The organism is Streptomyces sp. GMY02, assembly GCF_019056675.1.
In the GTDB taxonomy this organism is placed as follows: domain Bacteria; phylum Actinomycetota; class Actinomycetes; order Streptomycetales; family Streptomycetaceae; genus Streptomyces; species Streptomyces odonnellii.
The window spans coordinates 7,445,444-7,470,384 of sequence record NZ_CP077658.1; the positions used below are offsets into that span (position 1 = coordinate 7,445,444).

The 24,941-nt window shown below is 67.4% G+C and carries 17 protein-coding genes; 7 read left to right on the forward strand and 10 right to left on the reverse strand.

The window, feature by feature from the left end:
• Nucleotides 1–62: 62 nt before the first annotated feature.
• Entirely contained in the window at nt 63–854 is a 792-nt protein-coding gene (locus KQY30_RS31790; protein ID WP_217309995.1) for a hypothetical protein, read from the forward strand.
• A 172-nt stretch (nt 855–1,026) separates the two neighbouring features.
• Here the strand turns inward: KQY30_RS31790 and KQY30_RS31795 are convergent, their stop codons facing one another.
• From KQY30_RS31795 to KQY30_RS31805, 3 genes are all read right to left on the reverse strand, one after another.
• The gene (locus tag KQY30_RS31795; RefSeq protein ID WP_217309996.1) at nt 1,027–2,043 is read right to left on the reverse strand and encodes a hypothetical protein; all 1,017 of its coding nucleotides are present in this window, start codon (nt 2,041–2,043) and stop codon (nt 1,027–1,029) included.
• A 178-nt stretch (nt 2,044–2,221) separates the two neighbouring features.
• On the reverse strand, nt 2,222–2,623 hold the full coding sequence (locus tag KQY30_RS31800) for a hypothetical protein (RefSeq protein WP_217309997.1): 402 nt from the start codon (nt 2,621–2,623) through the stop codon (nt 2,222–2,224).
• Nucleotides 2,624–2,630: 7 nt separating this feature from the next.
• The gene (locus tag KQY30_RS31805) at nt 2,631–3,524 is read right to left on the reverse strand and encodes a hypothetical protein (protein ID WP_254407408.1); all 894 of its coding nucleotides are present in this window, start codon (nt 3,522–3,524) and stop codon (nt 2,631–2,633) included.
• Between the two features lie 414 nt (nt 3,525–3,938).
• Between KQY30_RS31805 and KQY30_RS31810 the strand changes: the two genes are divergently transcribed.
• Nucleotides 3,939–4,130, forward strand: a complete 192-nt coding sequence (locus KQY30_RS31810; RefSeq protein ID WP_217309998.1) for a hypothetical protein — start codon at nt 3,939–3,941, stop codon at nt 4,128–4,130.
• 412 nt (nt 4,131–4,542) lie between these two features.
• On the opposite strand, the gene KQY30_RS31815 is transcribed toward KQY30_RS31810, so the two are convergent.
• From KQY30_RS31815 to KQY30_RS31830, 4 genes are read right to left on the reverse strand one after another with little or no spacing between them, the layout of a single operon-like run.
• Nucleotides 4,543–7,707, reverse strand: coding sequence for a tetratricopeptide repeat-containing protein kinase family protein (locus tag KQY30_RS31815; protein WP_302185348.1), 3,165 nt, complete (start codon nt 7,705–7,707; stop codon nt 4,543–4,545).
• 4 nt (nt 7,708–7,711) lie between these two features.
• The gene (locus tag KQY30_RS31820) at nt 7,712–8,719 is read right to left on the reverse strand and encodes a MoxR family ATPase (RefSeq protein WP_217310000.1); all 1,008 of its coding nucleotides are present in this window, start codon (nt 8,717–8,719) and stop codon (nt 7,712–7,714) included.
• A complete protein-coding gene (locus KQY30_RS31825) occupies nt 8,716–10,947 on the reverse strand; it encodes a trypsin-like peptidase domain-containing protein (protein ID WP_367997452.1) in 2,232 nt (743 codons plus the stop codon). Before KQY30_RS31825 ends, KQY30_RS31820 begins: the two co-directional genes overlap by 4 nt.
• Complete coding sequence (locus KQY30_RS31830) at nt 10,883–11,197, reverse strand: trypco2 family protein (protein WP_123544716.1); 315 nt, start codon at nt 11,195–11,197, stop codon at nt 10,883–10,885. The genes KQY30_RS31825 and KQY30_RS31830 overlap by 65 nt, the downstream gene beginning before the upstream one ends.
• 147 nt (nt 11,198–11,344) lie before the next feature.
• On the opposite strand from KQY30_RS31830, the gene KQY30_RS31835 reads away from it, so the two are divergent.
• Nucleotides 11,345–13,279, forward strand: a complete 1,935-nt coding sequence (locus KQY30_RS31835) for a class I SAM-dependent DNA methyltransferase (RefSeq protein WP_254407410.1) — start codon at nt 11,345–11,347, stop codon at nt 13,277–13,279.
• Nucleotides 13,280–14,946: 1,667 nt separating this feature from the next.
• Here KQY30_RS31835 and KQY30_RS31845 read toward each other — a convergent pair.
• Nucleotides 14,947–18,321, reverse strand: a complete 3,375-nt coding sequence (locus tag KQY30_RS31845) for a CHAT domain-containing protein (RefSeq protein ID WP_217310002.1) — start codon at nt 18,319–18,321, stop codon at nt 14,947–14,949.
• Between the two features lie 166 nt (nt 18,322–18,487).
• On the opposite strand from KQY30_RS31845, the gene KQY30_RS31850 reads away from it, so the two are divergent.
• Both KQY30_RS31850 and KQY30_RS31855 read left to right on the forward strand, forming a co-directional pair.
• Nucleotides 18,488–18,895 (forward strand): hypothetical protein, encoded by a 408-nt coding sequence (locus KQY30_RS31850; RefSeq protein ID WP_217310003.1) that lies wholly within the window; start codon nt 18,488–18,490, stop codon nt 18,893–18,895.
• Between the two features lie 3 nt (nt 18,896–18,898).
• Nucleotides 18,899–19,888, forward strand: coding sequence for a hypothetical protein (locus KQY30_RS31855; protein ID WP_217310004.1), 990 nt, complete (start codon nt 18,899–18,901; stop codon nt 19,886–19,888).
• Nucleotides 19,889–21,187: 1,299 nt separating this feature from the next.
• Here the strand turns inward: KQY30_RS31855 and KQY30_RS31860 are convergent.
• Both KQY30_RS31860 and KQY30_RS31865 read right to left on the reverse strand, forming a co-directional pair.
• Nucleotides 21,188–22,570 carry a M48 family metalloprotease gene (locus KQY30_RS31860; RefSeq protein WP_217310005.1) on the reverse strand — a complete coding sequence of 461 codons (1,383 nt, stop codon included), beginning with the start codon at nt 22,568–22,570 and terminating at the stop codon, nt 21,188–21,190.
• 114 nt (nt 22,571–22,684) lie between these two features.
• Complete coding sequence (locus tag KQY30_RS31865) at nt 22,685–23,137, reverse strand: hypothetical protein (RefSeq protein ID WP_217310006.1); 453 nt, start codon at nt 23,135–23,137, stop codon at nt 22,685–22,687.
• Nucleotides 23,138–23,828: 691 nt separating this feature from the next.
• On the opposite strand from KQY30_RS31865, the gene KQY30_RS31870 reads away from it, so the two are divergent.
• On the forward strand, nt 23,829–24,284 hold the full coding sequence (locus tag KQY30_RS31870; protein ID WP_217310007.1) for a hypothetical protein: 456 nt from the start codon (nt 23,829–23,831) through the stop codon (nt 24,282–24,284).
• Entirely contained in the window at nt 24,284–24,940 is a 657-nt protein-coding gene (locus tag KQY30_RS31875; RefSeq protein ID WP_217310008.1) for a hypothetical protein, read from the forward strand. The genes KQY30_RS31870 and KQY30_RS31875 overlap by 1 nt, the downstream gene beginning before the upstream one ends.
• Nucleotide 24,941 lies beyond the last annotated feature (1 nt).

Here is a 24,941-nt window from a genome sequence, read left to right on the forward strand (position 1 = left end):
ATCCGCCGACATAGGTGCAGTTGGAGAATGGCTCCCGAAGGATCGACCTATGGAGGTAAGAGATGGTGAGAAAAAGAGTCGAGATTGAGTACGAAGAAGGCGTACAGCTTGGGCGATCAAGAGACGGTGATGGTGCATCGAGTCCAAACCTGTTTATATCTGGCTCGAAAGGAGTTAAGGGGCAAGTCAAGATCTATGAAATCGACGAGGGTGAAGGGGATTCGCTGACGGGTTCGTCGTCGGTCGTCTATGTCACCGGTGAGTACGGGGCGGATTCTCGAGCGCAGGAGCGCTTGGAACCCGAGGAAATAATCGAGGCCCTAGTTATTCTCGTCAAAGCTGCTGAGAGGTCTGCACCCCACCTCAAGAGATGGTGGAATGATCAGGCCCGCCCGTTCATGAAATCGACGCGTAACAGACTTGTCCGGACTCGCAAGGCTGACAGTCAAGCCATCTCTCCTGAGCCGTCCACCCTGGTCGAATCTGCATCTTCAGAGGATTCGCGAGAATTGGCTACCGCCCTCGACGGGCATAGAGTCAGTATGAGTAGCGCGGAAGGGCAGGAGCGCTTCACTGCGGCTCTAGTGGCCAGGCTATTCAGTGAAGAGCAGTTGAGGATTCTGCGCAATGCTCGGATCGAGGATGAAGGTGATGCTTTGGAACTGAATGTCCCAACGGAGACGCTTACGCCTAAGCAGGTTGAGGACAGCATCATGCTGATGCTTGAGGCCAATCCTTCGTTGCTCGGCGAAGAGACGTTGGCTGAAATCGGGAAGATTCTCGGGGGAGGTCGAGTCGAGCGGGCGCCTTCGATTGAGAAGCGAAACGGGGAGAAGGGCACTACGTCTGGCTGACGGTGATGTGTTGCCCTCCCGTTGAAGTACCGAGAGCCTCTCCCGCGCAGCTGTTGCACAGTCGCCGGCGCATATAATAGGAGCGTGCCTGTGGCCGGAAAGTGGGTCCTCCTCACAGTCCGACCTCGGCCCATGAGGGGGCCGAAATGCCTCTGTGCTGTCCTGTCGTTGGTCAGGGGCAGTCGGGGAATCTGGGTACAGGCAGCGGGTTCGGGAGCGGGTGGCGCGTCCAGCCGGTGTCGTGGTCCCAGTGCAGGACGTGGGTCTGGTCCAGCAGGCAGCCCACCCAGAGGCCGGTGATGCCGCCCGGTACGTTCGGAGACCGCGGGGGCAGCAGGCCTGGAGCGGCGAGACGGTGCCATGCGGAGGAACGCATCCAGGTGAGCCAGAAGAACACCTCTCGGCGCGGTCGGTCGGAAGCCGCGTTGAGCTTCAGGGCCAGGTCCTCGTGCAGCCCGAACTCGACTTCCAGCAGGTCCACCAGATCCGTTCCGCCGTCGGCGTCAGCGATGGGCGGCGGGTTCGCCGGGAGCGCGGTCCGCCAGGTCAGGGATCGTGCGAGGTTGATCCGTTCGCTCACGTCCCGGCGGGCCAGTTCTGCGAGTTCGGCATCGGTGTGGCGACCGGGGAAAAGGGCTCGCGTCGTCTCGGCCGATTTGTGTTCGTCCTCGGCCCGGCGCTTCTCCAGTGAAGCGAGGAAGCCCGGATCGAACGACCACAGCACCGGGCCGATTCGGAGTGGTTCCGGGAGGGGAGAGGGCGGTGGGGGCTTTCCCTGGCGGCGGTTCTTCTCGGCCTTCCCGGCCCAGTGGTCCGGGTTGAAAGCCGGCATCTGGTCGGACCCCGTCAGCAGGCCGGCGCTGATGTAGCCGGTGGTCGTGTCGCTGGGCACGGAACAGCCGGAGACTACTCCGGCACTGCGCAGGATGCCGTACGGGCACGCCGCCTCGTGGAACGGATGCTCGATACAGGCCGTGCCAGGGGTGAAGAGGTGCACACCACGCCGTTCCAGCTCGGCCAGGGCCGGGCTGATGAAGGTTAGGGCATCCCTGAAGCGAGGGTTCCCCTTGCGGCCCCCGTAGGTTGCCTTCGCCGTACTCTCGAACACCACGTGCCAGCCCAAATTCAACTCGGGTACCGCACGCTTCTTGAGGTACGGCTCCCAGGAGCGCCGGTTCTGCTCAGCCACACTGCTGGTCACCTGTGTGACCTCGACTGCCCGATCATCGCCGCACATAAGGTCGAAGCGCCCGTCGGGGGCAGCGCGCACCTCGTGGAAATCACCGCACCGAGGGCAGCGGTCATACGGTTCGACGGTCTCACCCGTGCAGTACCGCAGGACGCCTGCCGCCCTCAGCTCCACCGGATCACTTGCTCGGGGCATGAGCCTTGTCCGTCCCGGCAGGCGCGTCCCAAGGGAGTACCAGCTGTTCCAGCGGCAGACGGGACAAGGTCTTGAACAAGTCGTCCCGGCGGTACCCGAGCCCCGCGGCAAGCAGAATTCGCACGTGCTGATCCAGTGCCTCGATCACGGTCGAGGGCAGGCCGACGGCCTGCGGGATGACCCACGCATCCCGCAAAAGCAGCGCCAGATCGGTATCGCCAACCGGCAGATGGAGATGCAGCTCCCACGGAGGGACGGTCCGCAGAGGGCCCCGTACCGCCCGGCTCCGCCGCGCGAGCAAGCGCCGACCGGCCACTTGGAGAGCACGCAGCACCGCCAGTTCGGCCATGGCCGCCGCCACGGTCTCACGAGGGCTCTGGATCATGATTCTCCTACTGGATCTCGGAGGCGTGCCGCGGCTGGAGGAACGGGATCAGCGGGGCCGGCAGCACGGCGGGGGATCCGAGCAGCTCCCATTGACAGTCCGGCACTTTGCCGTCGAGGTCGCGCAACGACCGCCGCATCATCAACAGGATCAGGGAGTCCGACGCCCGGTCTGTGGGGGACCAGTGGCGGTCTCCCACCTGGGCCGTCAGCAACAGCCCCGACACGAAGGCCCTGCCCATCAGCCAGGCGAGGGCCGCGTCGCCCAGCTCGCCGGCCTCGAGCTCCGCCTCGACCCGTGCGCACAGGTCCAGCGCCCACTCGCGGGTCGCCCCGCTCACCTCCCAGGCGTCCCGCAGGTCCTCCAGGGTGGCCGTCTCCGCCAGACTCAGCAGGGCGCCGCGGACGTCACCGTCGGGAACGGTGCTCATCCCGCCGTCCGGAAGGAACACCTCCTGGGCGGCATCAGGGACGTCATCGACCGTGTACTCGGCCAGTGACGCCCCCGGGTTGCCCCACCCCGTCGGCTGCACGGCCCGCAGCACGTCACCGATCCCCTGCGGCGTGACGGCGGCACCTCCACGCAGCACCGTGGTCACCGCGGCAGCCGTGACCTCCCCGCCGGACAGGCTCGGAGGTTCCGGGTTCGCGTCAAGGTCGGCCAGCTCGGGAGGGGGCCACACCACCCCCCGGTCACGCATGTACCGGGCGATGCCCTCATCGATCCGACGCACCCGCGCGGGAACGAGCCGCACCCGCTGCCCCGAGGCGACCACCTCGTCGGCGACGCGCTCCGCCCACTCCTCCTTGTTCTCACCCTCTTCCGGACATTCCTCGCCGAGCCCGGCGCCCAAGCCCCGGACCGCCTTGCCGAAGGCGTCCCGCACGGTCTCCTCCGGCACCGGGTGCCCTTCGCTGAACAGCGCCAGCGCCAGATGAGAGGGCCGAGCCCCCTCCGCGCCAGCCGGGCGAGCGCCACGACCAGACCGAATGCCTCATCGTCCGGAACCGACGTGCTCCCGCGCCCGCGGCCCAGCGCCCGCTTCGTGTGTGCCGGCAACAGCCCCGCCCGCCGCCACGACGCAAGCTGCTTCGCCGACACCACGAAACCGTGCTGGCGCGCGTGCTCAACGAGCTGCTGATCAGCAGAGACTGGACCAGGAGAAGACATGCCGCGAACCTACCCACTTCCGTCGGAAGAGGCCGCGCCTTCGGTAATTAGAGACCCCCTACCTTTACCCGGGCCGGGCGCACCACGCCTGGTGACCTGGGGGAACCGCCGCAGCGCACGGCCCGGCGACACATTAGGAGGAACCATGCTCACTGCACTGACCGCCCTGCTCCCGACCACCGGGCCCTTGCTCTGGGGCCTGATCACCGTCCTGCACATCTGGATCACCGTGTACGTCGTCATCGTCGGAGTCGCCCTGCTACACCCCCGCCGCTCCCGCCGGAGGGAAGCCCGCCAGATCCTCGACTGCCACCTCCTCGTCCCCAGGCCCCTGTGACCCTGCTGGAGAAGTGACCGCGGGGTTGAGGCAAGGGCCGGCCCCGGCCCTTGCCATCTAGGAGTGATCTCCGGCCGCACCAAGCGAGGAAATGTGCCCGGCTCAGGTCAAGGCCAGGTGAGCCGTTCCTCGCGGCGAAGGCGCAGCAGGGTGTAGGCCCACTTCCCCAGAAGTCGGCCTCACTGCCCGGAGTCAGAAGTCGCCGCCATGGCGTCTCGTAGCCATGCCCTGATGCCTCGGGACTGGGTGCGGAGCTCTTGGGCGGCATTCGATTGCTCGTTAACGTGGCGCTGGGTAACCGTCCAACCTTCGTCGGCCGTATCCTTGGCCTCTAGATAGTGGCCGAGCCTGGCAAGCCGCACGGCCAGGTTGTTCAAGCTCACGGCAAAGTCCGGGTAGACATCGACTTCTCTCAGCCCGGCGAGGTTGCGATACAGCTCGACAGCCTCCTCGGCGGCCCGCAATGCATCTCGGTGATGTCCGAGCCCCCTAGCCGGTTGCCCAAATTGGTCAGGCTGGTGGCGAGAGCACGTCCGTGCGTCGTGTTGGCGTCCAAGCCGACCAGAGCACGGTTGATGGCGACGGCTTCGCGGATCGTCTCAAGGGCTTGCTCCGAGTGCCCCGCAGCGGCCATGTGGTTGGACAGGTTGGTCATGACCATTGCGAGACCGGGACCGTACTTCCCGAAGTCCTGATCGCTCAGCTCTCGATGCATCTGTACGGCCTCGGTCAGGCGGGCGAGGCTTTCGTCTGCCCGACCCGCTTCGCCCAACCTGACAGCGAGATCGCCAAGGGACCTGGCGAGGTCGACCGGATAGGCCTCCTCGGTAGCCAAGGTCTTGTCCCGGTACAGAGCCACGGCTTCCTGAATGGCTCTCAGCGACTCGCTTGTCCGGCCAACGGTGGCCAGGTGGCCGGACAACCTCATGAGACTTACTGCCAGTTCGGGACCGTAGATGCGTGGATCGAGCCGAGCCAGCCGGCGGCCTCGTTCGACAGCAGCCTCATCGGTGGCGACGGCCTGCTCCAAGGTTCGAGCCATTGCCGATGGGCCGACCGACGCCGGGGAGAAGGCCGAGACCAGGTCGGCCGGGGAAGGACGACGGGCAGGGACGGCATCCAGACAGGTCCAGAGAGTTTCCAGGAGCTCTGGGTTCCATCGCCATGCGGCCAGGTTCGACCGGTTCCCCTGGTCGACGCTGAAGTCCTCCCATCGGCCAGTCAGAACAGACAGAAGTAGTGCGCCGATGGCATAGACATCGGCCTCCGGGGTGGGTGAGGACGCCGCATCACTCGCTACGAGGTACGAGTCGCTGACAGGGAACGCGTCGCGATGAGGGCTGTCGATTCCGTCGACGCTCGCCGTCATCCAGCCGATCAACCGAATGTCGCGGTCGGTTACCAGAACAGACCGCGGCGCGAGTGCGCCGTGCACGAGCCCGACGCCATGGGCATGCTCGAGGGCCTCGGCCAGGCCACGGCCGATCCGCAGGAAGAGTTCCGCCGAGATGGCTCCCTTGTGGGTATCAACGACCGTGCGCAGGTTTGACGCTGGCCAAGATGACGGATCGTCAGTGCGATTCACGCAAGCGGCGGCAACCCATGGCCGCCCATCGGAGTCCAATCCCTTGTCGATGAGTTCGGGCGCATACCTGCCTCCCATCCGCAGCAGGCTCTCGGCTTCCACGCGGATGAGGTCCCGAGCGCTCGGGTCGCTGATGTAGTGGGGGGACGGTGCTCGGACTGTGACGAGGGTGCCGATCTCGTCAACGGCCAGGTACATCGCCATGTGGGGCCAGCCACGGACACTACGGCCCTCGAGCTGGAATCGGCCGAGTCGCGCCGGGTCGCCCGGTTCGAGCGGTGCCCAGCCCCGCGGTAGATCGCTGAGCCGGTGGGCGTACGGCATGCCTGGTTCATCGATCTCCGCGGACTGCTCGTCCACCTCGTCGACGCCATGAGGCCGTTGTGTCACGGGTGTCGGCGGAGCTGCGGTCGCGGCTGTCACGCCGAGGCGTGTCAGCAACTGCTCTTTCAACCAGCCGAAAGAGCGCCCCGTGTCATCGATGACGGCGAAGCCCTCCGGGTGGCCGACCCAGGCAGGAAAGACCGGGGCGCGCCCCACGGCGGCCTCGATGCGCTCGGTGACGGTCGTGGTGGTGCGCAACAGCTCGCCGGGGGAGACGGCGCTGAGGAGGATGCGGCGGGCGTCGGCGGAGAAGTCGAAGCGCCGGTGGTGGGGCAGCCGGTCGGGTTCGTCGATGCCGAGCTGGTACATGAGGCCGCCCAGGAACACCTCCATGAGATGTCCGGGGTCGGTGGAAGGCCCGAGTGCGGTCTGCACCAACCGCATCACCGGCGGCGTGACGGGTGAGACCGCCGCCAGATGGGCCGCGAGCCGGTAGGCCTCGGCAGAAGCAGCCTCCCTGAAGCGCAGGATCGCCTCGGCGTCGTCGCTCTGGCCGGTCTCGGTGACAGGCTGTCCGGTGGAAGGCCGGCCGCTGGTCCACAGAGGAAGGAGCGCTGTTCCGCCAGGCGAGGCGATGAGCCGCGCCCAATCGGCTACGGCGGCGGGGCTCGGTTCAAGAACCGGGATCGGTACGGAGTCGAAGCTGACGAGGTCCGGCGGCAGGTCCGGATCGGTGACCTGCCAAGCGGCTGTCGGGCCACCGCGGCGGTGTGTGGTGACCTGCCAGCGTTGCGCGCTGATCCCGGTACTCGCCCAGAGTCTCGTGGGCAGCGCCTGGACGATCGCGGTGGGGCCACACCGAGCCCAGCGCTCCAGCACGTGCCGCATGCCGCCGGCCTGCCATGCCTCTCCCACGCCGTCGCTGACCACGAGGACGAGGGTGTTACGGGTGGGGTCGCTCAGCGTGTTCGGCGACTGGCGGCGGCCGCTGTCACGGTAGGGGCTGGTACGGATAAAAGGCGTGCCTTCGCGTGTGTGCAGCCCATAGACACGCACGTCGCGAAAGGCTCCGGCGCGTTCCATGAGCGCTCGGATCTCGGCGGCGAGACGCTGCCAGAGGATCATGGAGATGCCGTCGTCGATGACGAGGGCGAGGGAGAGCCAGCGGGTCGGCACGGGACGGGTAACGGTCTCGGGCATTCTGGTATCCGCCATGGCGGCGACGGTCCGGGCAACGTCGAGTTCGTCACGTCGGCGGTCGGGAAACCGCTGCCGCAGTGGACGGACTGCCTTCCCGAGCGGCAGCTGCCCGGTGCCGACGGGCCGGGTGTCCGGTGCGCGGACGGCGACCGCGCGCGAGGACGGCGTGTCCGTGTTCTCGTACGCGTGCTGCTGTGCCGCGGCCATGAGCGGGCGTGTGAGTTCGGCGTCCGTATGCTCGGCGGTCGTTACGCTGGGCTCTGCGAACTCCGACGATCGTGAAGGTGATCCGTCCGGTTCCCGACTGTCCGGTTGCGGACTGTCAGGGGCCGTCGCCGGTACGACGGCCCGGGCCAGGGCCCCGGCGCCCCTGGGCAGCTTTCCGGCGAGCCAGAGCGTGTCGAGCAGTTCCTCGTGAGAGAGCTCCGCCCCGCTGTCGGCCAAGACCTTCGTTACGCGTGAGATCACGGCGTCACACGGTTCCGCCGAGCCGGTGCAGGACGGCCTGCAGAAGGGAGCCGGCGTCGAGGTCGACGCCGCCCTTGCGGAGAAAAACCGCGTTCAGAAGCTGATCGGTGGCGAGTTCGCCGGAAACTCGGCGGTCGAGGAACTGCCGCAGCAAGTCGTCGACGCTGTCGAGAGCCCCGGGGCCGAGGTGTGCAGCGACAATGTCCCTCAGGCGCTGTTCGTCGGGCTCCGGGAGGTCCAGTCGGACACAGCGCCTGAGGAAGGCAGGCGGGAAGTCCCGCTCACCATTGCTCGTGATGATTACGACGGGGAACTCCCGACAGCGGACATGGCCGTGTGTGACCGGGGCCGGGGCACTCGGGTCGTCGGTCTGGACGTACACCGGCACATCGCCATTGGGCAGGCGGGTGAGCTCAGGAATAGTGAACTCACCCTCCTCGAAGACCGTCAGCAGGTCGTTGGGCAGGTCGACATCGCCCTTGTCCAGTTCGTCGATGAGGAGCACGCGGGGACGTTCCTGGGGAATGAGTGCGTTGCCCAGAGGGCCGAGACGGATGTATTGGCCGATGTCCGGTTCCCTGCCGTCCGCGTCGCGGCTCAGGTTGGCCTCCCGGAGCCGGCCGACGGCGTCGTACTGGTACAGGGCGTCGTGCAGGACGGAACGGCTGTTGACGGGCCACTGCAGGACACGGCCGAGCGCCAGTTCATGGGCGACGGCGTGGGCCAGCGAGGACTTTCCCGTACCAGGAGCTCCGGTCACCAGCAGCGGCCGACGCAGATGGAGCGCCGCGTTCACGACATCGGCCTCGTCGGGGCCGATGAGATAGGGCCGGGCAGCCGGGCTCACCCCTTTCGTCGGCGGTACTTTCGGCAGGTCGAAGCGGCGCCACGGCGGCGCTTCGGGAAACGGGACCTCGCGGCGCTCTCCGTCGCCGCGGAAGAGCCGCCAGCGGTCTTGGTCGGACGTGGAGGGCTGGGAGTACGTATCGCCCGCGGACTGGGGGGTGCTCATGACGCGTAGGTTCCTTTCCTGGGGTCCCTCAGCCGCAGCGGTCCAGGCCTCTGGTGCTGACCGCCGGGTTCCCAGACGAGGGCGGGGCGAGCCTGATGCTCTCCCGGGTAGGCGAGCGAGCGGCTCCGGTACTCGCGGACGCGCTCGGGAAGACCGTCCAGCTCGCCGCCAGGCGCGAGGCTTCTCAGCCTGGGCGAGTCAACGTAGCCGTCGGCGTCGCGGTCGAAGAGGATGACCGGAACCCCCAGAGCGAGGCAGAGTGCCAGCCAGGACTCTCGTTGATCGGCGGGGCCATTGAGTACAACCTGTGCGACGTCCCGGTGTTCGTTCTCGAGGAGATATCTGAGCTGCTGGAAGGTGACGGACGTGGAGTCGGTGACTAGAGCGCTCGTCTGTCCGAGCTTCCACCGGCGCGTCTGGTCCGTGTCACGTTCGGCTCTGAGGCCGCTCATCTCAGGGCAGCTCAGGGTCACGCGGTAGTCTGCCCCGATCGGCTGAGCGGGCATGAATTCGTCGAGACACGCAGGTGTCCACTCGTCGACGGCCAGATGGAGGCTTCTCCGCTCCACTACGACCGTCACCCATGGCACATGGTCCCCCTGCCCGGGCTCCTCCCTCGTGGCGGCTACGGCCTCGCGCAGACTGTGCGCGGCCTCCTGAGGCGTCTTCGCAGGCGATCCTGTCTCGTGGAGCACGCTGTGTGAGCCGTCCGTGCGGGCCAGCAGGAACTGGCACCGATACTGTTCGTCCCCCGCGGAGTCGTCGAGTTCCAACTTCATCACTATTCGCGCCACCGGCGCACTTTCGCGCTTCGCCCAGTGGGCGGCGTCCCGGCGCCGTTCGTCCAGGGCGTCGGGGTGGATACCGAGCCGGGTGGCGGTCGCCGACGTCCACGAGCGCAGTTTGACGGCCGTTTCGGGGCCCGACGCCGCCGCCACGTACTCGACGAGACGCAGGAGTGCCGGGACCGGTGGCGTGCCCTGGGGGACGCTCTCGCTGTCGAAGAGCGCCTCCAGTTCCACGATCGCGTTGTCGAGGAGGTCCTCCGTGAGACGGGGACGGGTGAGGCTCTCGGGAAGGACTGTGTAGCGCAGCGCCTCGCGTGCGGCCCGCGGCAGCAACGTCGAGTGCTCCTTGCAGAGCCCGTGCAGAAGGTCGAACAACTCCTCGTGCTCTGCCAGGGAGAGCAGGGAACCGCATTCGAGTATCTGGGCCTGGAAGAACAGGGCGGTAAGAGAGGCGCGGTTGGCTTCGCCTGCACCCGTCGCGGCGAGCGCGCCGCCGAGCGATGCGAGGGCGCGGGGGTGTGCCGCCAGGAGGGCAGAGAGGTCGGCGAGGGTGGGCTCGTAGCCCCCTATGTCGTAGCCCAGACCACGCGCCAGGTCCCGCGCGTGTGGTATTCGCAGGGCGGGATCGGCGAACAGCGGCGTGAGCAGCTTTTCAAGTTCGCGCTCGGTGGGCGTACGCCCGGCGGCGGGTCCGGCCTTCGGTAGCGCGGCTGCGTCGAGTACGGTCACGCCGGGGGACCCGCCACCGTGCTTCTCGACGTGGGCCACGAAGCCGGCGTCTTCGACAAAGGTGTGGACTGGGACGGCGAAAAGACGTCTTGCCGCGTATGTTTGCGGTTCCCGGATCACGACTCCGACGAGGTGGTCGTCGCAGAAGACAGCGGTTCCCGAAGCCCCGCCCCAGGCCATGCTGTCGCCAGACCCGGGAGCGGGCGCGGGGCCTTGGTCCAGGACGTAGCGGTCGCCAGAGCCTGACAGGGGTGAGAGGACGCCGCGTAGATGCTCGACTTGCCGAGTGTCGACGGCCGCCGCTTTCGGGAAGCCGAGACCGTCGTACTGCAGCGGTACCTTGCCTGCCGGACGGCCCCATCGGACGGGACCCGACACGTCCGTCTCGTGGTCGATGCGCAGAAGCGCGACGTCCAGCCCCTCCGGGTGTTCCCAGAGGAGTTCCGCCCCCACGTACGCCGTCAGGCCGTCACGCGGGTGGCCCAAACGCACCTGGATCTTCGGCCAGAGCTTTCCCGTGTCGGCTTGCAGCAGCACATGACGGGCGGTGAGCACCAATCGTGGGGCGATCAGATAGCCGGAGCCGACACTGTGGCGTCGCTGGTCGATCCCGCAACGGATCAGCGCGAGTCTGCGCGGATCCACGTCACTCCTCGTCCCAGGACCCGGATTCCGCGTCGCTGATCTCGGGGCTCGTGCCGCCTGCGGCACGATCGCGGACGGACAGCTTGAGGGTCAGCCGATGGGTGCGGACGCTGGAGACCTCCCCGCCGACTCCGACAGTGGCCACACCGAAGGTGAGCTTGCCGTCGCCCTTGCCGCTCTTGCGCAGTTCGAGTAGCAGCTCCAGTTCCGCCTCTTCGACGGTGAAACCGAACTGCTGCCCGGCGCCGAGGTCTTGTGCCTGGTAGAGCTCTTGCCGGAGCTCTTCGATGGCGGCGGCCAGCCCGATCGTCGACACCCTTGCCTCGCCCCCCGGTTCACGAAAATCCGCATGCCGTCGTTACGTTACAGCGCAGGCGAGGCGGCTCCAACCTCGATCATGGACAATCGAGACGGGTCGAAGTACTGAGACCGCGACCCGCGCACCGGCAGCTGAAGGAGCCCGATGGAACCGCTGGACGGACCCCCTGACGACCAGGCGGAGCTGCCGGACGCCGCAGATGCGGTGACTGTTCAGGATTTCCTGTGGCAGGCCGTCGACAAGCTCCGAGGTTCTGTCGACGCCGCCTTCCACAAGGAGTTCGTCCTTGGCCTTGTCTTCCTCAAGTACGTTTCCGAGTCCTTCGAAGAGCGCCGCAGGGAACTGGTCGGAGAACTCGCTGCGGACGGAGTCGCCGGGGATCTCGTGGACGCCCGTTTGGAGCGGCCCGAGGAGTACACGCGCGCCGGTGTGCTCTGGGTTCCGCAGACCGCGCGCTGGTCCCGGATCGCGGCCCACACCGACGGCCGGACGAGCGGCCGGATCCTCGATGAGGCGATGGACGCGCTCATGCGGGAGAACGCCTCCCTTCGTGGTGCCCTTCCAAAGAACTTTGAACGAAGCGCGGTCCAGCAGGTACGCCTCGACGAACTCGTCAGCCTCATTGACGGAATCAATCCCCGCGACGCGTCCGGAACGGCGCAGGACGTGGGCGGTGCCCTCTACGAATACGCCCTCGCAGGCTTCGCGGACCTGGAGGCCAGACGAGGAGGCGAGTTCTACACGCCCCAGTCGGTCGTCCGGCTGATCGTGGAGATCCTGCGGCCACACGAAGGCCGACTGTACGACCCGGCGTGCGGCTCGGGCGGCATGTTCGTCGAAGCGGCCAAGTTCGTCCGAGCCCACGGGGGAAGAGGGCACGAGTCCGGCATCACGGTCTACGGCCAAGAGGTCAATGCGCGGACCTGGCGCCTGGCCAAGATGAATCTCGCCGTCCACGGCATCCACGGCGACCTCGCCGGAAGCTCGAGCGACTCCCTCGTCGACGACCAGCATCCGGACCTCAAGGCGGACTTCGTCATGAGCGTCCCGCCCTTCAACGTGAAGTGGGGACTGAGCAACACCGACCCAAGGTGGCGGTACGGTGTTTCGCGGGGTACCAACGCCAACTATGCGTGGCTTCAGAACGCGATCGCCAAGCTCGACCAGCGCGGCACGGCAGCCATTGTTCTCGCCAACGGCTCGATGCACTCCACCGTGAAGGCTGACGCCGGGATCCGCAGGGCGATACTGGAGGCGGACCTCGTGGCCTGCGTCGTCGCGTTGCCGGATCGGCTGTTCCTGTCGACAGGGATCCCGGCGAGCCTGTGGATCCTCACCAAGGACAAGCCGACGGCCCGGCATGGCCAGATCCTCTTCATGGACGCTCGGCAATTGGGGAGTTTTGCAAGCCGGACGCGGCGTGTTCTGACAGACGCCGACCTGGCCAGAATCGCCAGGACGTACCACTCGTGGCGGGGGACGGCATCGGCAGGCGAACACGGAGTAACGTATGCGGACGAACCAGGGTTCTGCGTCTCGGAGTCGCTAGACAGCGTGTGTCAGCACGGCTTCATTCTGACACCCGGGCTCTACACAGATGCCTCACCAGCCCCAGCCATCGTGAAACCGGGCACGGCCGACCCGGATGACCTCGTCAAGTTGGCGAGTGACCTGTACGCCCTCTTCGACTGGGGACCGTCCGTACGAACAGCAACGACACGTCCGCCCCAGACGCAACCTAAGCGTCGCCAGGAGGAGGATCTGCCTCGTCGGCAGGATCCCGACGTTTCGGTCGGAACGCTGATCGGTGACGAGCGCGAGTTGCTGCGTCTGATCGCCCAGTCTCCGGAGCCGGTGGCTGCATCCACGTTCTTTGACGCGATCAACCCGCCGGACTTCGAGCGAAGCGCCGCGGAGGAAGACCCGCGCCGGGTGGCCTGGCAGGAGAAGCAGTTCGGTCTCTACCAGGCGGTGCTCGACTTGCACGACGGGGGTCTGATCCGGATCGTGCACCCGGCGAACGGAGCGCGGCCGGACCTTATGGAGGCCACCGAGGCCGGCTACGACGCGCTCGCTTGACAGTCGGGTTCAGCATGACCACTGCCGAGAAGGCAAGATAGTCCGAAGGTGCATGCCCGCCTGCTGGCATCTGCTGATGATACAAGTCGTCTGTCTGCAGCTTCGCCAAGCGCTCGGACCATCCGGAAGCCGGCCAAGAGCGGACAACCTCCGCCTCCCGCCCTGGAGCCTCGGTAGAGTTTGCGTTTTCTTTGCCCGTGTGGGTCGCTATCAAAGAGAGCTTGATGTGGTTGAAGTGCCACCGCTCAGGCTGGCGGCAGTCGCTCCGAATGACTGCGGCTCCGCGTCGGGAGTCTCTCCTCGAGGCAATAACCCTCAGACCTTCAAGTCGCGAAGGTTGCCATCCCCGAGCTGGCACCTGCTGACTGGAGCGGCCTGCGTTTCGCTACTCTCGGGTTGTCCTAACGGAGGTTGGCGGACACGAACACGAGTAACACGGACCGTCGGGTCCGGTTGAGCTTCCTGGGGTGACTTTCCTGCCTTCTGAGGAGTTGGTGGGCGGCCGTTGGTCGGGGACGTCGAGGGCACGTCATCCCGGTAGGCGCGTCATGCGGCGTTGATGTGGTCTCGATGACGCACCACGTGGAGTGTGTCGCCATCCTCGAACCGGCTGCGAATCCCTTCTGACCTGCGGTTTTGCCTGTGCGCATTATGTGCGGTGTGGGCGTTACGGGCGATATCTTGACGCTGAAATGACGCTCATTTGACGCTCGTTCTGATGGGGCGTCAGGTGACCTGTCGGGCAGGTCAGGCCCTGTGAGGGGGCGTGTTAGTAAGGCGCCGAGGGTGAGCGACGCTCTGCGTGGGGATGCTGGTTCCTGCTGGTCGGTTGTCGCGGATGAGACCGGCCAGCCCCGTGACATACCGCGATGAGTGGCTGATGACAGCTGACCTGCGCCAGGGCGCTTGCGTGGGGGGCATCGTTCATCCCCCTCAAACTGAGCCTGGATGAGAATCGTTACGATTTGGAGGAAATACGCAGGCGCCGACGGACCTGAGAGCGGTACTCTGCGGACTCCGCCCTGGCGTCGACCCGGCCAGGAAAAATGAGGACGGGGTCCTCTTCGAGCGTCTGGCCTGCGGCGTGGGCATCGGCGCCACCCGTCCGGGCGACTGTGGCTCGGAGGCTATCCGATGACGTAGCCGGCAGGTCCGGCGGGGTGCTGTGCCGGGCCGAAGCGGACGATGGCCTGCTCGGTGGTGCCGGTGCGCGGGTGGCTCGCGTCGATGAGCGCGGCCAGAAGCCGCGAGCGGAATGCGTCACGGAACGACCAGGTCGGCGGCGCAGGTGATGCGGCCGCCGGCAAGACGGCGCTGGCGTATGAGGCAAGCTGGGCGCTGACGAGGATGGGACCATCCCTGCATGCCGGGGGGAGGAGGTCTTGCTGGACGACGAGGTCGTGTACGAACTGCTCCCCGCCCGCGGGGATGGTCCCCAGCGGTATATTTCCGGGCTGACGACCCGGGTCTGCTCCCCGTGCCTGCGGGGATGGCTCATTCGGCTGCCGCACTTTCCCGTGAGGGCCGGCCCGGCCGACTGCGCCCGCCGCACCGGTCCGGTGACGCGCCCCGCCGGACGGCTGCCGCCACGCCTGGCCGCGCCGCCGTTCCGGGTGGACCCGGCACCCGCGCGTCAGACGGACCTGCTGCCCGAGTGCTTGCTTCCGTCAGGCGCCGGCGTGGAGGTAGGCGGCCCACAGGAAGGGAGTCCGGGGCCGGTCGAGCGGGCCGGGCAGGTCGTGGCCGTCTCGTACGCTGCGCACGGCCTGGTGCAGTGCCCAGGCTGCCCGGTTGGTGTCGATGGTTCGGTCGGGGGTGCGCAGGTGGGTGTAGAAGGTGTCGGCGACGGTGACGGCGATCTTGTCGTCGATCTCCCAGAGGGTGCCGACGACGTGGGGGAATCCGGCGAGCTGGAAAGCGGAGGTCAGGTGGATGGCCTCGTCGACCAGGTGTGCGGCGTCGAGGGCTGCGGTGCGGCAGGCGGACAGGTAGGCCAGCTGGGCGTGGTCGAGGCGGACTGAGGTGAGGCTGGCGACGGTGAGGGGGTCGCTTTGATGGTCGTGGAGCAGCAGCAGGCTCTGGGAGGGGTCTGCGGGATTGCTGGCGCCGTGGCAGGCGAAGTGGGCGATGTGGCAACGGGGGAGGTGGTCCAGGACGGCTGCTTTGGTCGGCCTGCTCGGTGGCGGGCCGGGAGAGTGGCTGCCGGGATCGGGTTCGCTCAGCAGCACGGTGCGCGGCAGGTGGCGGCGGAGCACCTCGGCTTCGGTACTGACGTGGTTCAGCCGGCCGTCGTGGGGGAGGCCGGGGGTTGTAGGCATCGCGACGACCAGTCCCTGGCCGGGGGTGTCCGGGTGCGGGGTGTGTTCCCGAGTGTGCTGGCGGGCGTAACGCAGGGCGCGGACTGTGGGGGTGTGGGACGAGACGACCCGGTCCATGACGGTGCGCCGGTGCGGGTCGTCGGCGGCGTCGGTGTGGTAGCCGGCGGCGTGCAGGGGCAGTAGTCCGAGCAGTCCGCCCGGTACCCACCACACCCGCGGCCAGTCGGTGTCCGCCGGAGGCTGGCGGTGATGGCCCAGTTGCTCCAGAACGGGCCCGGCTGCGGTATCCCACAGCCATTGCAGGACTTCCGTCATCACGTCCTGGGCCTGCCGCCGCTGGGCTTTGTCCCCGCTCGCGGTAGCGGTGTGCAGCGCCTGTCGGAAGGAGCCTGCCTTCTCGGACAGGGCGCCGGTTGTGAGCTGGGGGAGCTCCAGACAGGTGATGCCCGCCCGGGTGAGCAACAGAGCGTCGCTGCGGTAGTTGCTGACGTTGAACACGACGATGGGGCCCTGTTGCGCCTGGGCGAGAAGTTCCTCTGTGGCGGGTGGGAGGGCGAAGGAGGCGAATTCGTCCAGATCGCGGATCCCGGCCAGTGTCCGGGCGAAGTCGCGGGCCAGTTGGTGCCGGTCGTGTACGGCGCGGTCCTGGCGCACCGTACGGGTGCCCGTCTCACCGCTTCCGTCGGCGGCGGTGCCGGTGGGCTGGTCGAGCTGGTCGCGCAGCTGAACGAACCGCGCTGCCAGGTCGGGGCGCTGCCGGTCCAGGTCGTTGAGATCGCCGCGGGTATCAAGCGCTTGGCCGAGCAGCACCGCCCGCCCGGCCTCCAGCAGCCGCAGCGCGCGGGTGGCGCGTTCCTGCCGGGTCCCGCGGGGATCAGCGAGAGCCAGTGCTGTGGCGTCCCCGGCCAGTCCGGCGAAGCGGCCGAGCGCATGCTGGAGATCGCCCCGCCTCAGCTGGCGCAGGGTCACCTCGGGCAACAGCCGTACCGCGGCCTCGGCTGCCTCCGCCGCCCGCCCCGCATCAGACCGTGCGATGAGCCCCGCAACCGTCCACGCTGCCCGGATACGGACCGAAGGTACCGCCGAAACGGCACCGCCCGCCTCGCCCAGAACAGACACCGCCGCGTCCAGGTCCACCTGGTCCCCCGTCAGCCCGAACCGGTCCCGCAGTGCCAACCCTAGGTTGCTCAGGTACACCGCTCGGTCGGGGTGGCTGGCAGGCGCGGCCCGGACCGCGGCGTGGTGACAGTCGATGGACTGATCCAGGTCAGTCCGGTCCCCGGTCAGCCCGAACCGGGCCACAAGCGCCAGCCCGAGGTTGTTCAGGTGCCCCGCTCGGCTGGCATGGTCGGCGGGTGTGGCGTCCACCACTTCCTGTCCGATGACGATGGCCTGCTCCAGGTCTGACGGATCCCCCGCCCGTCTGAACCGGACGTGCAGGGCACTCCCCAGGTTGTTCAGGCGCTCCGCCCGGTTGGGGTGGTCGGTGGGTGTGGTGTGTACGGCTTCCTGTCCGATGGTGATGGCCTGGTCCAGGTCTGACAGATCCCCAGTCCGCTCGAACCGGAGTTGCAGCACACCCCCCAGACTGGACAGCGTCGATGCCCGGTCGGAGTGGTCGGCCGGCGGGGCGTGTACCGCGGCCTGGAGATCGTCGATGGCCTGGTCCAGATCCGTCTGGTCCCCGGTCAGCCCGAACCGGACATGCAACGCCAGCCCCAGGTTGGACAGCGTCGACGCTCGGTCGGGGTGGTCGGTGGGTGCGACCCGGACTGCGGCTTGGAGACGATCGATGACCTGATCCAGGTCAGACAGGTCCCCCGTCCGCTTGAACCGGTCCTCCAGCGTCAGCCCCAGGTTGTTCAGGTACTCCGCTCGGTCGGTGGGGTCGACGGGTGTGGCCTGGACTGCGGCTTGGAGGCGGTCGATGGCCTGACTTAGGTCCGACAGATCTCTCGTCCGCCCGAACCGTTCCCGCAGCGCCAGCCCCAGGGTATTCAGGTGCCCCGCTCGGTCGGTGGGGTCGGTGGGTGTGGCCTGGACTGCGGCCTGGAGATGGTCGATGGCCTGGTCCAGGTCCGGCAGGTCCCCGGTCCGCCTGAACCGGTCCCGTAGCGCCAGCCCCAGGTTGGACAGTATCAACGCCCGGCGCAGGTAGTTGGTGGGCGCGGCGCGTGCGGCTTCCTGCCCGATGACGATGGCCTGGTCCAGGTCCGACAGGTCCCCGGTCCGCCTGAACCGTTCCCGCAGCGCCAGCCCCAGGTTGGACACCAACAACCCCCGGTGGGGGTGGTCGGCGGGCGCGGCCTGCGCGATGCGCCGGCACAAGTCCACGGCGGCGGTGAGCAGGTCCGGGTCAGCGGAGTCACGTGCTTGCTGGAACAGGAGCTCAGCGTACGGTGCCGCGGTGTCGGCGAGAATCGGTAGGAGAGGTTCGGGGAGGGCGCCGGTGCCTGTGAGGAAGCAGGGCGTGAACGCTTTTACCGCGCTGCCCAGGTCCGTACCGCCTTGGCCGTCCGGGAGAGCCGTGTACCTGTGGAAGTGGAGCCAGCCAAGCGCGTACCAGGCTGTTATGTCGCTGAACTCAGCCGTGTTGGTGTGGAGGAGTTCGGTGAGCTGCCGGCCCTCGATGAGGGCCCGGGGTTCCAGTGCCGGGGAAGGATCGCCGGTGTCGGCGATCCGCTGTAACCGGGCCCACACCGCGGTCAGCCATTCCTCAAGCACTCCGGCCTCCTCTGTCCGCCATGTGTTCCGTGGCATGTACGCCCCGCCGTGCCGGAAGGACGCCCCGAGTACCCTCGTGGTGTCGGCCAACCCTGGTCCATTCCAACGTAGTTGGCCGGAGGCAGGCCGGTGACAAGAACGGGCAGGGCAGGCGGGAAGGGAACCCATGGCCGACGGGGGCGGGCTGGCGGCGCCGGACGGGGCGGAGAGGCTGGCCGCGGTCTGCGCGCATCTGGAGGAGATCCGCGCGGATCTACGGGACGGGCCGGGCGGGGAGCACGGCCCGGTGGAGCGGGTACTGGCCGCCGCACACGGCGGCGGAGACGTAGTGGCCCCTCTTGCCGTGCTGCACGCCGTCCTGCAGGCCGGCGGCGACCCTCAGGGCCTGGACGGCTACACCGACCACGCGGGCGCGATCCGTGGTCTGCGGCCGGCCGGGATCAGCACCACCCGCGCCGAGCAGGTGTATCTGTGTCCGGCAGGCAGGTGTGCCCGCTACTGGTGGCCCAAGGCCGCTGCCCCGGTGCCGCACTGCGCCATCAGCAACAGCACGCTGCGCAGGGAACGGCTGTAACCGGTGGGCGGCTTCCTGTCGGAGCTGGGCAAGAAACTCGCCGAGCGGTGGCTGTCCCTGCTGGTTCTGCCCGGCGCCCTCTACCTCGCCATCGCCGTGACCGCCCACACCCTCGGCCACACCCGCCCCTTCGACCTGCCACTCCTCACCCGACAGATCACCACCTGGGCAAACCACCCGGCCACGAGCAACACCGACGGCTACGTGGTGCTGCTGGCCGCGACACTGGCCGGCGCCGCAGCCACGAGGCTGGTAGCCCAGGCCCTTGGCTCCCTGACAGAACGGCTCTGCCTGGCCGCCGACTGGCACACCTGGCCACCCCCACTCCGCCGGCTCGCCGCCAGGCAAACGGCCCGGCGGCACGACCGCTGGACCCGCGCAGCCCGCACCTGGCATCACCACCGTGAGCAAGACGCCCAAGCCCTGGCCCACGGCCGACGCGCCGACCCTGCCGCACGCCGCGCCGCCGAACGCACCATGACCTGCATCGCACCCGAGGAACCCACCCGCCCCACCTGGAGCGGAGACCGCCTCAACGCGGCAGCCGTCCGCCTCGAGCGCGACCACCACCTCGACCTGGCCACCCTCTGGCCACACCTGTGGCTGATCCTCCCCGAGGAGACCCGCGTTCAGATCACCACCGTCCGTCAAAACCTTACCCGCGCAGCCACCCTGACCGCCTGGGCCCTGCTCTACCTCCCCCTCGCCGCCTGGTGGTGGCCCGCCGCACTCATCACCGCCACACTCACCCTCACCGGCCGGGCACGCACCCGCACGGCCACCGACACCTACGCGCTCCTCCTGGAAGCCGCCACCCGCCTCCACATCCGCGACCTCGCCGACCGCCTCGGCCTCAACCCCACGAGCCCCACCACCCCCGAAACTGGCGGCGCCCTCGGCCTCAACTCCACCGGTGGTCCCCTCACTTCCGAAGCCGGCGACATCCTCACCCGCCACCTGACACCCACGCCGCCCCCGCCTCCCGCGGGGTAACCATTCGTCACCCGGCGGGCCACGGGCCCACCAGACTGAACGGGAAGGACCCGGGACCCATCACCAAATGCACACGCCACGGGACGGGACCTCCGGCCCTGACTCTATTCCGCAACCACGGCCGCCGTCTTCCCAGATGTGCCGTCGTCTGTGGTGACTGACGCGGGTTTGGTGTCGTCGTCGGCGCCAGCACAACGTCAGAGAGGGGCAGGGGATATGGGCGACCGCTGGCGGTGTTGAGCCTTGCTGTCCAGGACCCGCTCCGTCCGCCGAACGATCACGGTGTGGCGTTCGGTAACGGACGAACCGTCACGCCAAGGGGTAGTTGCGGGGTGAAACGGACACCGATGGTCGGGGTGAACAGACGGCGGTGGGCCCGCAGGGTGGCGTCGTCCCACGCGCATCGCGCGCCGACACTGCTAACTGGCGGGGATAGAGCCGGGTCGGTCCTGCTGCATTGGCGGACGGCTATGCAGCCCGACCCGAAGTTGGTCGCGCAGCTGCGCCGCAGCCGACGGATCCGCCCGCCAGTTTCTGACCGCGTGGGTGTGCCTTGGGTTCGACGGTTTTGTCCGTGCTGACGAGGTCGAGGTCGGCGTGGCGTCCGGTGCCGCTGGCCGGGTCTTCGAAACGGACCGGGCCCGCGGCCAGTTCGGTGGTGAGTAAGCCGTCCTTGTTGACCCACGTCGTGGAGGTCTCGGTGCGTTCGGAGAGGGCTGCCGGACAGCCTCGCCGCCAACCGCGCGGAGGAGATGTCGGCAGCCTGGGTCGGTGCGGGTTTGTTCGTTGCGGCGAGTACCTGGGGTACGGCACCCATCGTGATGCTTGTCCCATCGAGCAGAGTCACGGCCGGAGTCAGGGCGAGACTTCCGGCTATGTAGCGCAGGCTCTCCCCGAAGTGTCATGAGTCCTCTGTCTCTTCAGAAGAAGCATGAGGGAAAGTACATCGTCACCAGTGACGCTTATGGTTCCGTCGAAAGGTACGGGGGCGGCATCAGTAAGGACCGTGCGTCAGTCAAGTATGCAGTCCGTGACGCGATGAAGAGCAAAGAGATGCTGGACGGGTTGAAAGGCTATTACCAGACACTTTCTTCGGGCTCCGGCTCTCCCGTGGAAAGGCCCAGAGGAATGACCGAATGCCCCCTTTCCTGAAACGGCAGCCGTCCAATTCGAAGCGGTGCGCCCCTTGTCCGATTCTTATGCGGCCACTCGGACACATCCGAGCGACTCGTCAACTGTTCTTGGAGTGGCGGCCCGGTCCCTGGAGCTGGCCGAGGAGGTGCCGCTGGGCGTTGCCGATCAGTTGCCGCTGTAACGAACGATCATTTCGACAGCGAATAAAGAGCAGCAGATGCAGACCGCTATCACGCCCAGCCGTCGCCCCATCGACATGGTGGCGAAACGAAAATATACGACCATGGCGCGGCGATGTCGATACCACGCCACCGCGCGGGGAACTGTCTCCGACGCCTTTAATGTCATTGTTGAAAATGAAATAAACAGGATGAGGCTGGCGAAAAGGATCGCACGTGTCAACAAATCGAGCTCGTCCCCTGCAAAAGGTAAGAGGGCGTACTGCAACGATGTCAGTCCCGCCACACAGCACAGCAGGGCCAGTGCATGCGTGCTGCCGGAATCGACTATCTCCGACCGGACCAGCGTTTCATGCCGCTGCTTCCATGTGGGGTGGGTCCGCCACAGATCGGTAAACCATCGCCTCGATGCGGCCCGCCGCACGTGCCCCGGGCCGACGGTGGCCCTGACCGCCTCGGCACGGTACGCGGTGTGCCACATTGCCGGATCGGCACCGATTGCGACTGCATCGAGATCGGCGACCAGTTCGCGTCGGCGAAGGGCGTCGGCCCGGGTCAGGTAGATCATGGCGGTGAGGAGCACGGACGACGCCACCCAGGCCAGGTCAGGTTCAGCGTCTTTCCAGGGGATCCTTTCCTCTCCCTGCCAGTGCCTTTCCATGAGCAGCCAGCAGGCGACAGCCTGACACGGCAGCAGTACGGCCGAGAGGTAGACCCGCCAGAGCGATAAGGCGACGTAGGTTATGTCCACGTCGCCGTTGCGGAGATGTGCCAGTTCATGCAGTACCACGGCTTGGAACATCTTCGGCTGCCTGTCGCGGAGTATCACCAGGCCAATGTCCAGGCACACCGTGTGCCTGCCGCCCCGGCCGAAGACGACAGCCCCCGTCGACAGCGCGCCGACGTCGACGACAAAGCTAGGCGGACGGCGGATGCCTCCCTGGCGCGTCAGTCGAGACAGATGCTCTGTCAGTGATTCGCGGGGACCGGGCGCCTCGTTCTCGGGCTTCTTCCCGTCTTCTCGTCGGTGCCATTCCTCGGCGGTCCAAATTCTTTGCCATTTCTGCTGCGGAGCGAGGACCACCGGTTCCGGAGGGGCCCCGGACCCGAACTGGGCAGCGGGAATCAGTCGTCGCCGGTGGCGCCGCCAGGACGGCAGGGTCCAGTACACGACCAGCGCCGTGCACAGAACCACTCCTGTCCCACTCAGCGCGGTGCGCAGCGCCCTGGACGCTTCTTTCTCACGGCAGTCGTCAAACTCGGCCAGTACAGCGCGGGCCGATTGCGCGGAACGGAGCATGTCGGCTTCCGCTCCCACGACGTCGGCGCAATACATGGACAACGACTCTGCCTGCAGTGCCAGGACCACAGCGCCTATCTGGGAGAGACATGACCCCATCAGCATGACCACTAGCAGCGCGAAGCGTCGTGCGGTCCCTCGTCCTTGGACGAGTTGGTCGACCGGATTCACAGGAGGATCTGCTTACTGGCTCTCGCGCGCCAGCCGCGAGACCACCGCGTCAGCCAGCAACTGGGCGTTTGCCCCCTCGATACCAGCATCGGCCGCCCGCTCAAGCACTCTACGGTGCACGGCGTCCAGTTGTTCGGCCGAGAGCGGGGGTACGGCCGCAGGCTCTGCCTGTGAACGCCGCAGCAGACTGCGCGTTCTGGACTGGAGACGGGCGAACAGGCTATCAGCCGCCATGCCCGCCCCTCGGTTGATCACTTCGCTGACCACCAACCAGACCACAGGAGTCACCAGGGTTGCGGCCTCCGTCAGACCGAATCCCAATGGGTCTGTTTTGCTGTTCTGGCGGCTGAGCAGACGAGTGATGTGCGCTTCGTCCAGCATCTGCAGGCTCTGGAGTACGGGGAGCTCTTGCGGAGCTGCAACTGCCACGACGTCCCTGGTCACCTCACGCCTGGTCGCACCCATATCACTAACTCTATTACAAGCAGGGCGAGTTGAGCGACACCCAGCCGCGCGCTGAGCGTGCCTGAGACTGCGTCGGCCGCTACGGCGAGGTGCCTCTGCTCTGGCTGTCCGATCGGACAGGAGCGAACCACCGGGCCGGTCGACGGGGGCGCGCTTCACGGTTTAAACGTGTGATTAGCGTCACGCCACGAAGAAGGGGTGCAGGTCACACGCTGCGTGACGTGGAGATGATCACCGTGTGTAAAGTGTTCGTGCCTCAGAGTTAACTTGGTTGGGTGTGCAGATCTCGTCAGCATCGTCCACGGAGGACAATCCCCGCAGGATGCGGTCAAGGACCTCATGTCACGCACAGCGAAACCCGAAATCCGGTAGCCGCCGTCCGCGAGCCGCTCTACTCGAACCGTCACGGATACGGGTGCCGCTGCCACCGGATGTCCGGTACCGACCAGAACGCCGGTGACGCGCTGCGGAAGCAACCGGCGCCAGCGGCGACCGAACACGGACGGCGGCCCATCACCGGCGCGGGTGGTCACCCCGGGCGACGCCTACAGACTTTGGGGGCGCTGGGCTCGGCGCCGAGTCGCCGTGATCTCGACCGGGAACCGTCTAGCTGTATCGACTTGTGGTTTCTTACGGTGCTGGTGGCTGGTCGGCTCGCGGGGGAGCGGCCGGGTGACCGAGGGGGTACGAGGTGAGTACGGGGGACGCGGGGGCGGCTTCGGCGCTTGCGGAGCGTATTGCTGAGCGGCGTGTGGGGGTGGGGGATCCGCGGGCGCTGGTGGGGGAGTTGCGGCGGGCGCTGGTGCTGGTGCCTTTGGAGGGCGGTGGGTTGTGGACGGCGGAGCTGGGCGGGGTGCGCTGGGTCTGCGGGTTCACGGACGAGGCCGCTTTGGCGCGGTTCGCGAAGGCGCGGGACGGCGGGGACGGGCAGGTGTCCGGGCGGGAGTGGGAGTTCGCGGAGATCCGGGGCGCGCGGCTGCTGGATGAGGTGATTCCGGCGATGGGGGTGTCGGCGGGGGTTGCGGTGAATATCGCTGATCCGGATGGGTCGATGCTGTTTCCGCCGGTGGTAGGGATTGTGCCGGACGCGGTGGCGGTCGACGGCGTCGACGCGAACGCCGACGCGCGTGACGGGGGGCGGGGCTGATGGGCGGTTTCGGGGATCTGCGGTTCGACGAGGAGAGTGTCCGGCGGATCACGGAGGGTCTGCGGGCGGCGGTCGGGGAGTTGCGGGAGGTCGGTACCGGTACGGGGGCGGTGCTGGGGAAGGGTTTCTCGGAGCTGGCCATGACGGGCATGGAGGCGGGGCATCGCGGGTTGTCGGTGGAGTTCGAGGATTTCTGTGAGCGGTGGGAGTGGGGGGTGCGGGCGCTGGTCCAGGATGCGAACACGATTGCGTCGACGCTGGGGCTGGCGGCGGGGCTGGTGTGGGAGGAGGACCAGTACATCCAGGGGACGTTCAAGGTTGCGGTGAACGCTGCGGTGGGCAATCCGCATGCCTCGGAGGAGGAGATCACCGGGCAGGGCTGGGGTGATGTGCTCACGCCGGATTATCTGAGTCCGGACTACAGTGCGGAGTCTTTCCAGCGGGCGGGGGACGAAGCGTTGCAGACGTGGCGGGACACGGGGCGGACGGTGCTGACGGAGGGGCAGGGCGGGCGGCAGTCGCGGATACTGAACGATCTGCTGGGGGTGGATGAGCAGTCGTGGGACCAGGCGCTGGACGACACGTTCGGCCCGTCTCCGGAGGAGCGCGCCCAGCAGGCCCAGCAGGCCGAGCAGCCGGACTCCGGGGGGAACTGAT

Excerpts from the sequence above, each read along its gene's own strand:
- KQY30_RS31820 (WP_217310000.1), bottom strand. The coding sequence starts at position 8,719 with ATGAGCACCCCCCAGTCCGCGGGCGATACGTACTCCCAGCCCTCCACG.
- KQY30_RS31800 (WP_217309997.1), bottom strand. The coding sequence starts at position 2,623 with ATGATCCAGAGCCCTCGTGAGACCGTGGCGGCGGCCATGGCCGAACTG.
- KQY30_RS31835 (WP_254407410.1), top strand. The coding sequence starts at position 11,345 with ATGGAACCGCTGGACGGACCCCCTGACGACCAGGCGGAGCTGCCGGAC.
- KQY30_RS31875 (WP_217310008.1), top strand. The coding sequence starts at position 24,284 with ATGGGCGGTTTCGGGGATCTGCGGTTCGACGAGGAGAGTGTCCGGCGG.
- KQY30_RS31850 (WP_217310003.1), top strand. The coding sequence starts at position 18,488 with ATGGCCGACGGGGGCGGGCTGGCGGCGCCGGACGGGGCGGAGAGGCTG.
- KQY30_RS31810 (WP_217309998.1), top strand. The coding sequence starts at position 3,939 with ATGCTCACTGCACTGACCGCCCTGCTCCCGACCACCGGGCCCTTGCTC.
- KQY30_RS31790 (WP_217309995.1), top strand. The coding sequence starts at position 63 with ATGGTGAGAAAAAGAGTCGAGATTGAGTACGAAGAAGGCGTACAGCTT.
- KQY30_RS31865 (WP_217310006.1), bottom strand. The coding sequence starts at position 23,137 with ATGGGTGCGACCAGGCGTGAGGTGACCAGGGACGTCGTGGCAGTTGCA.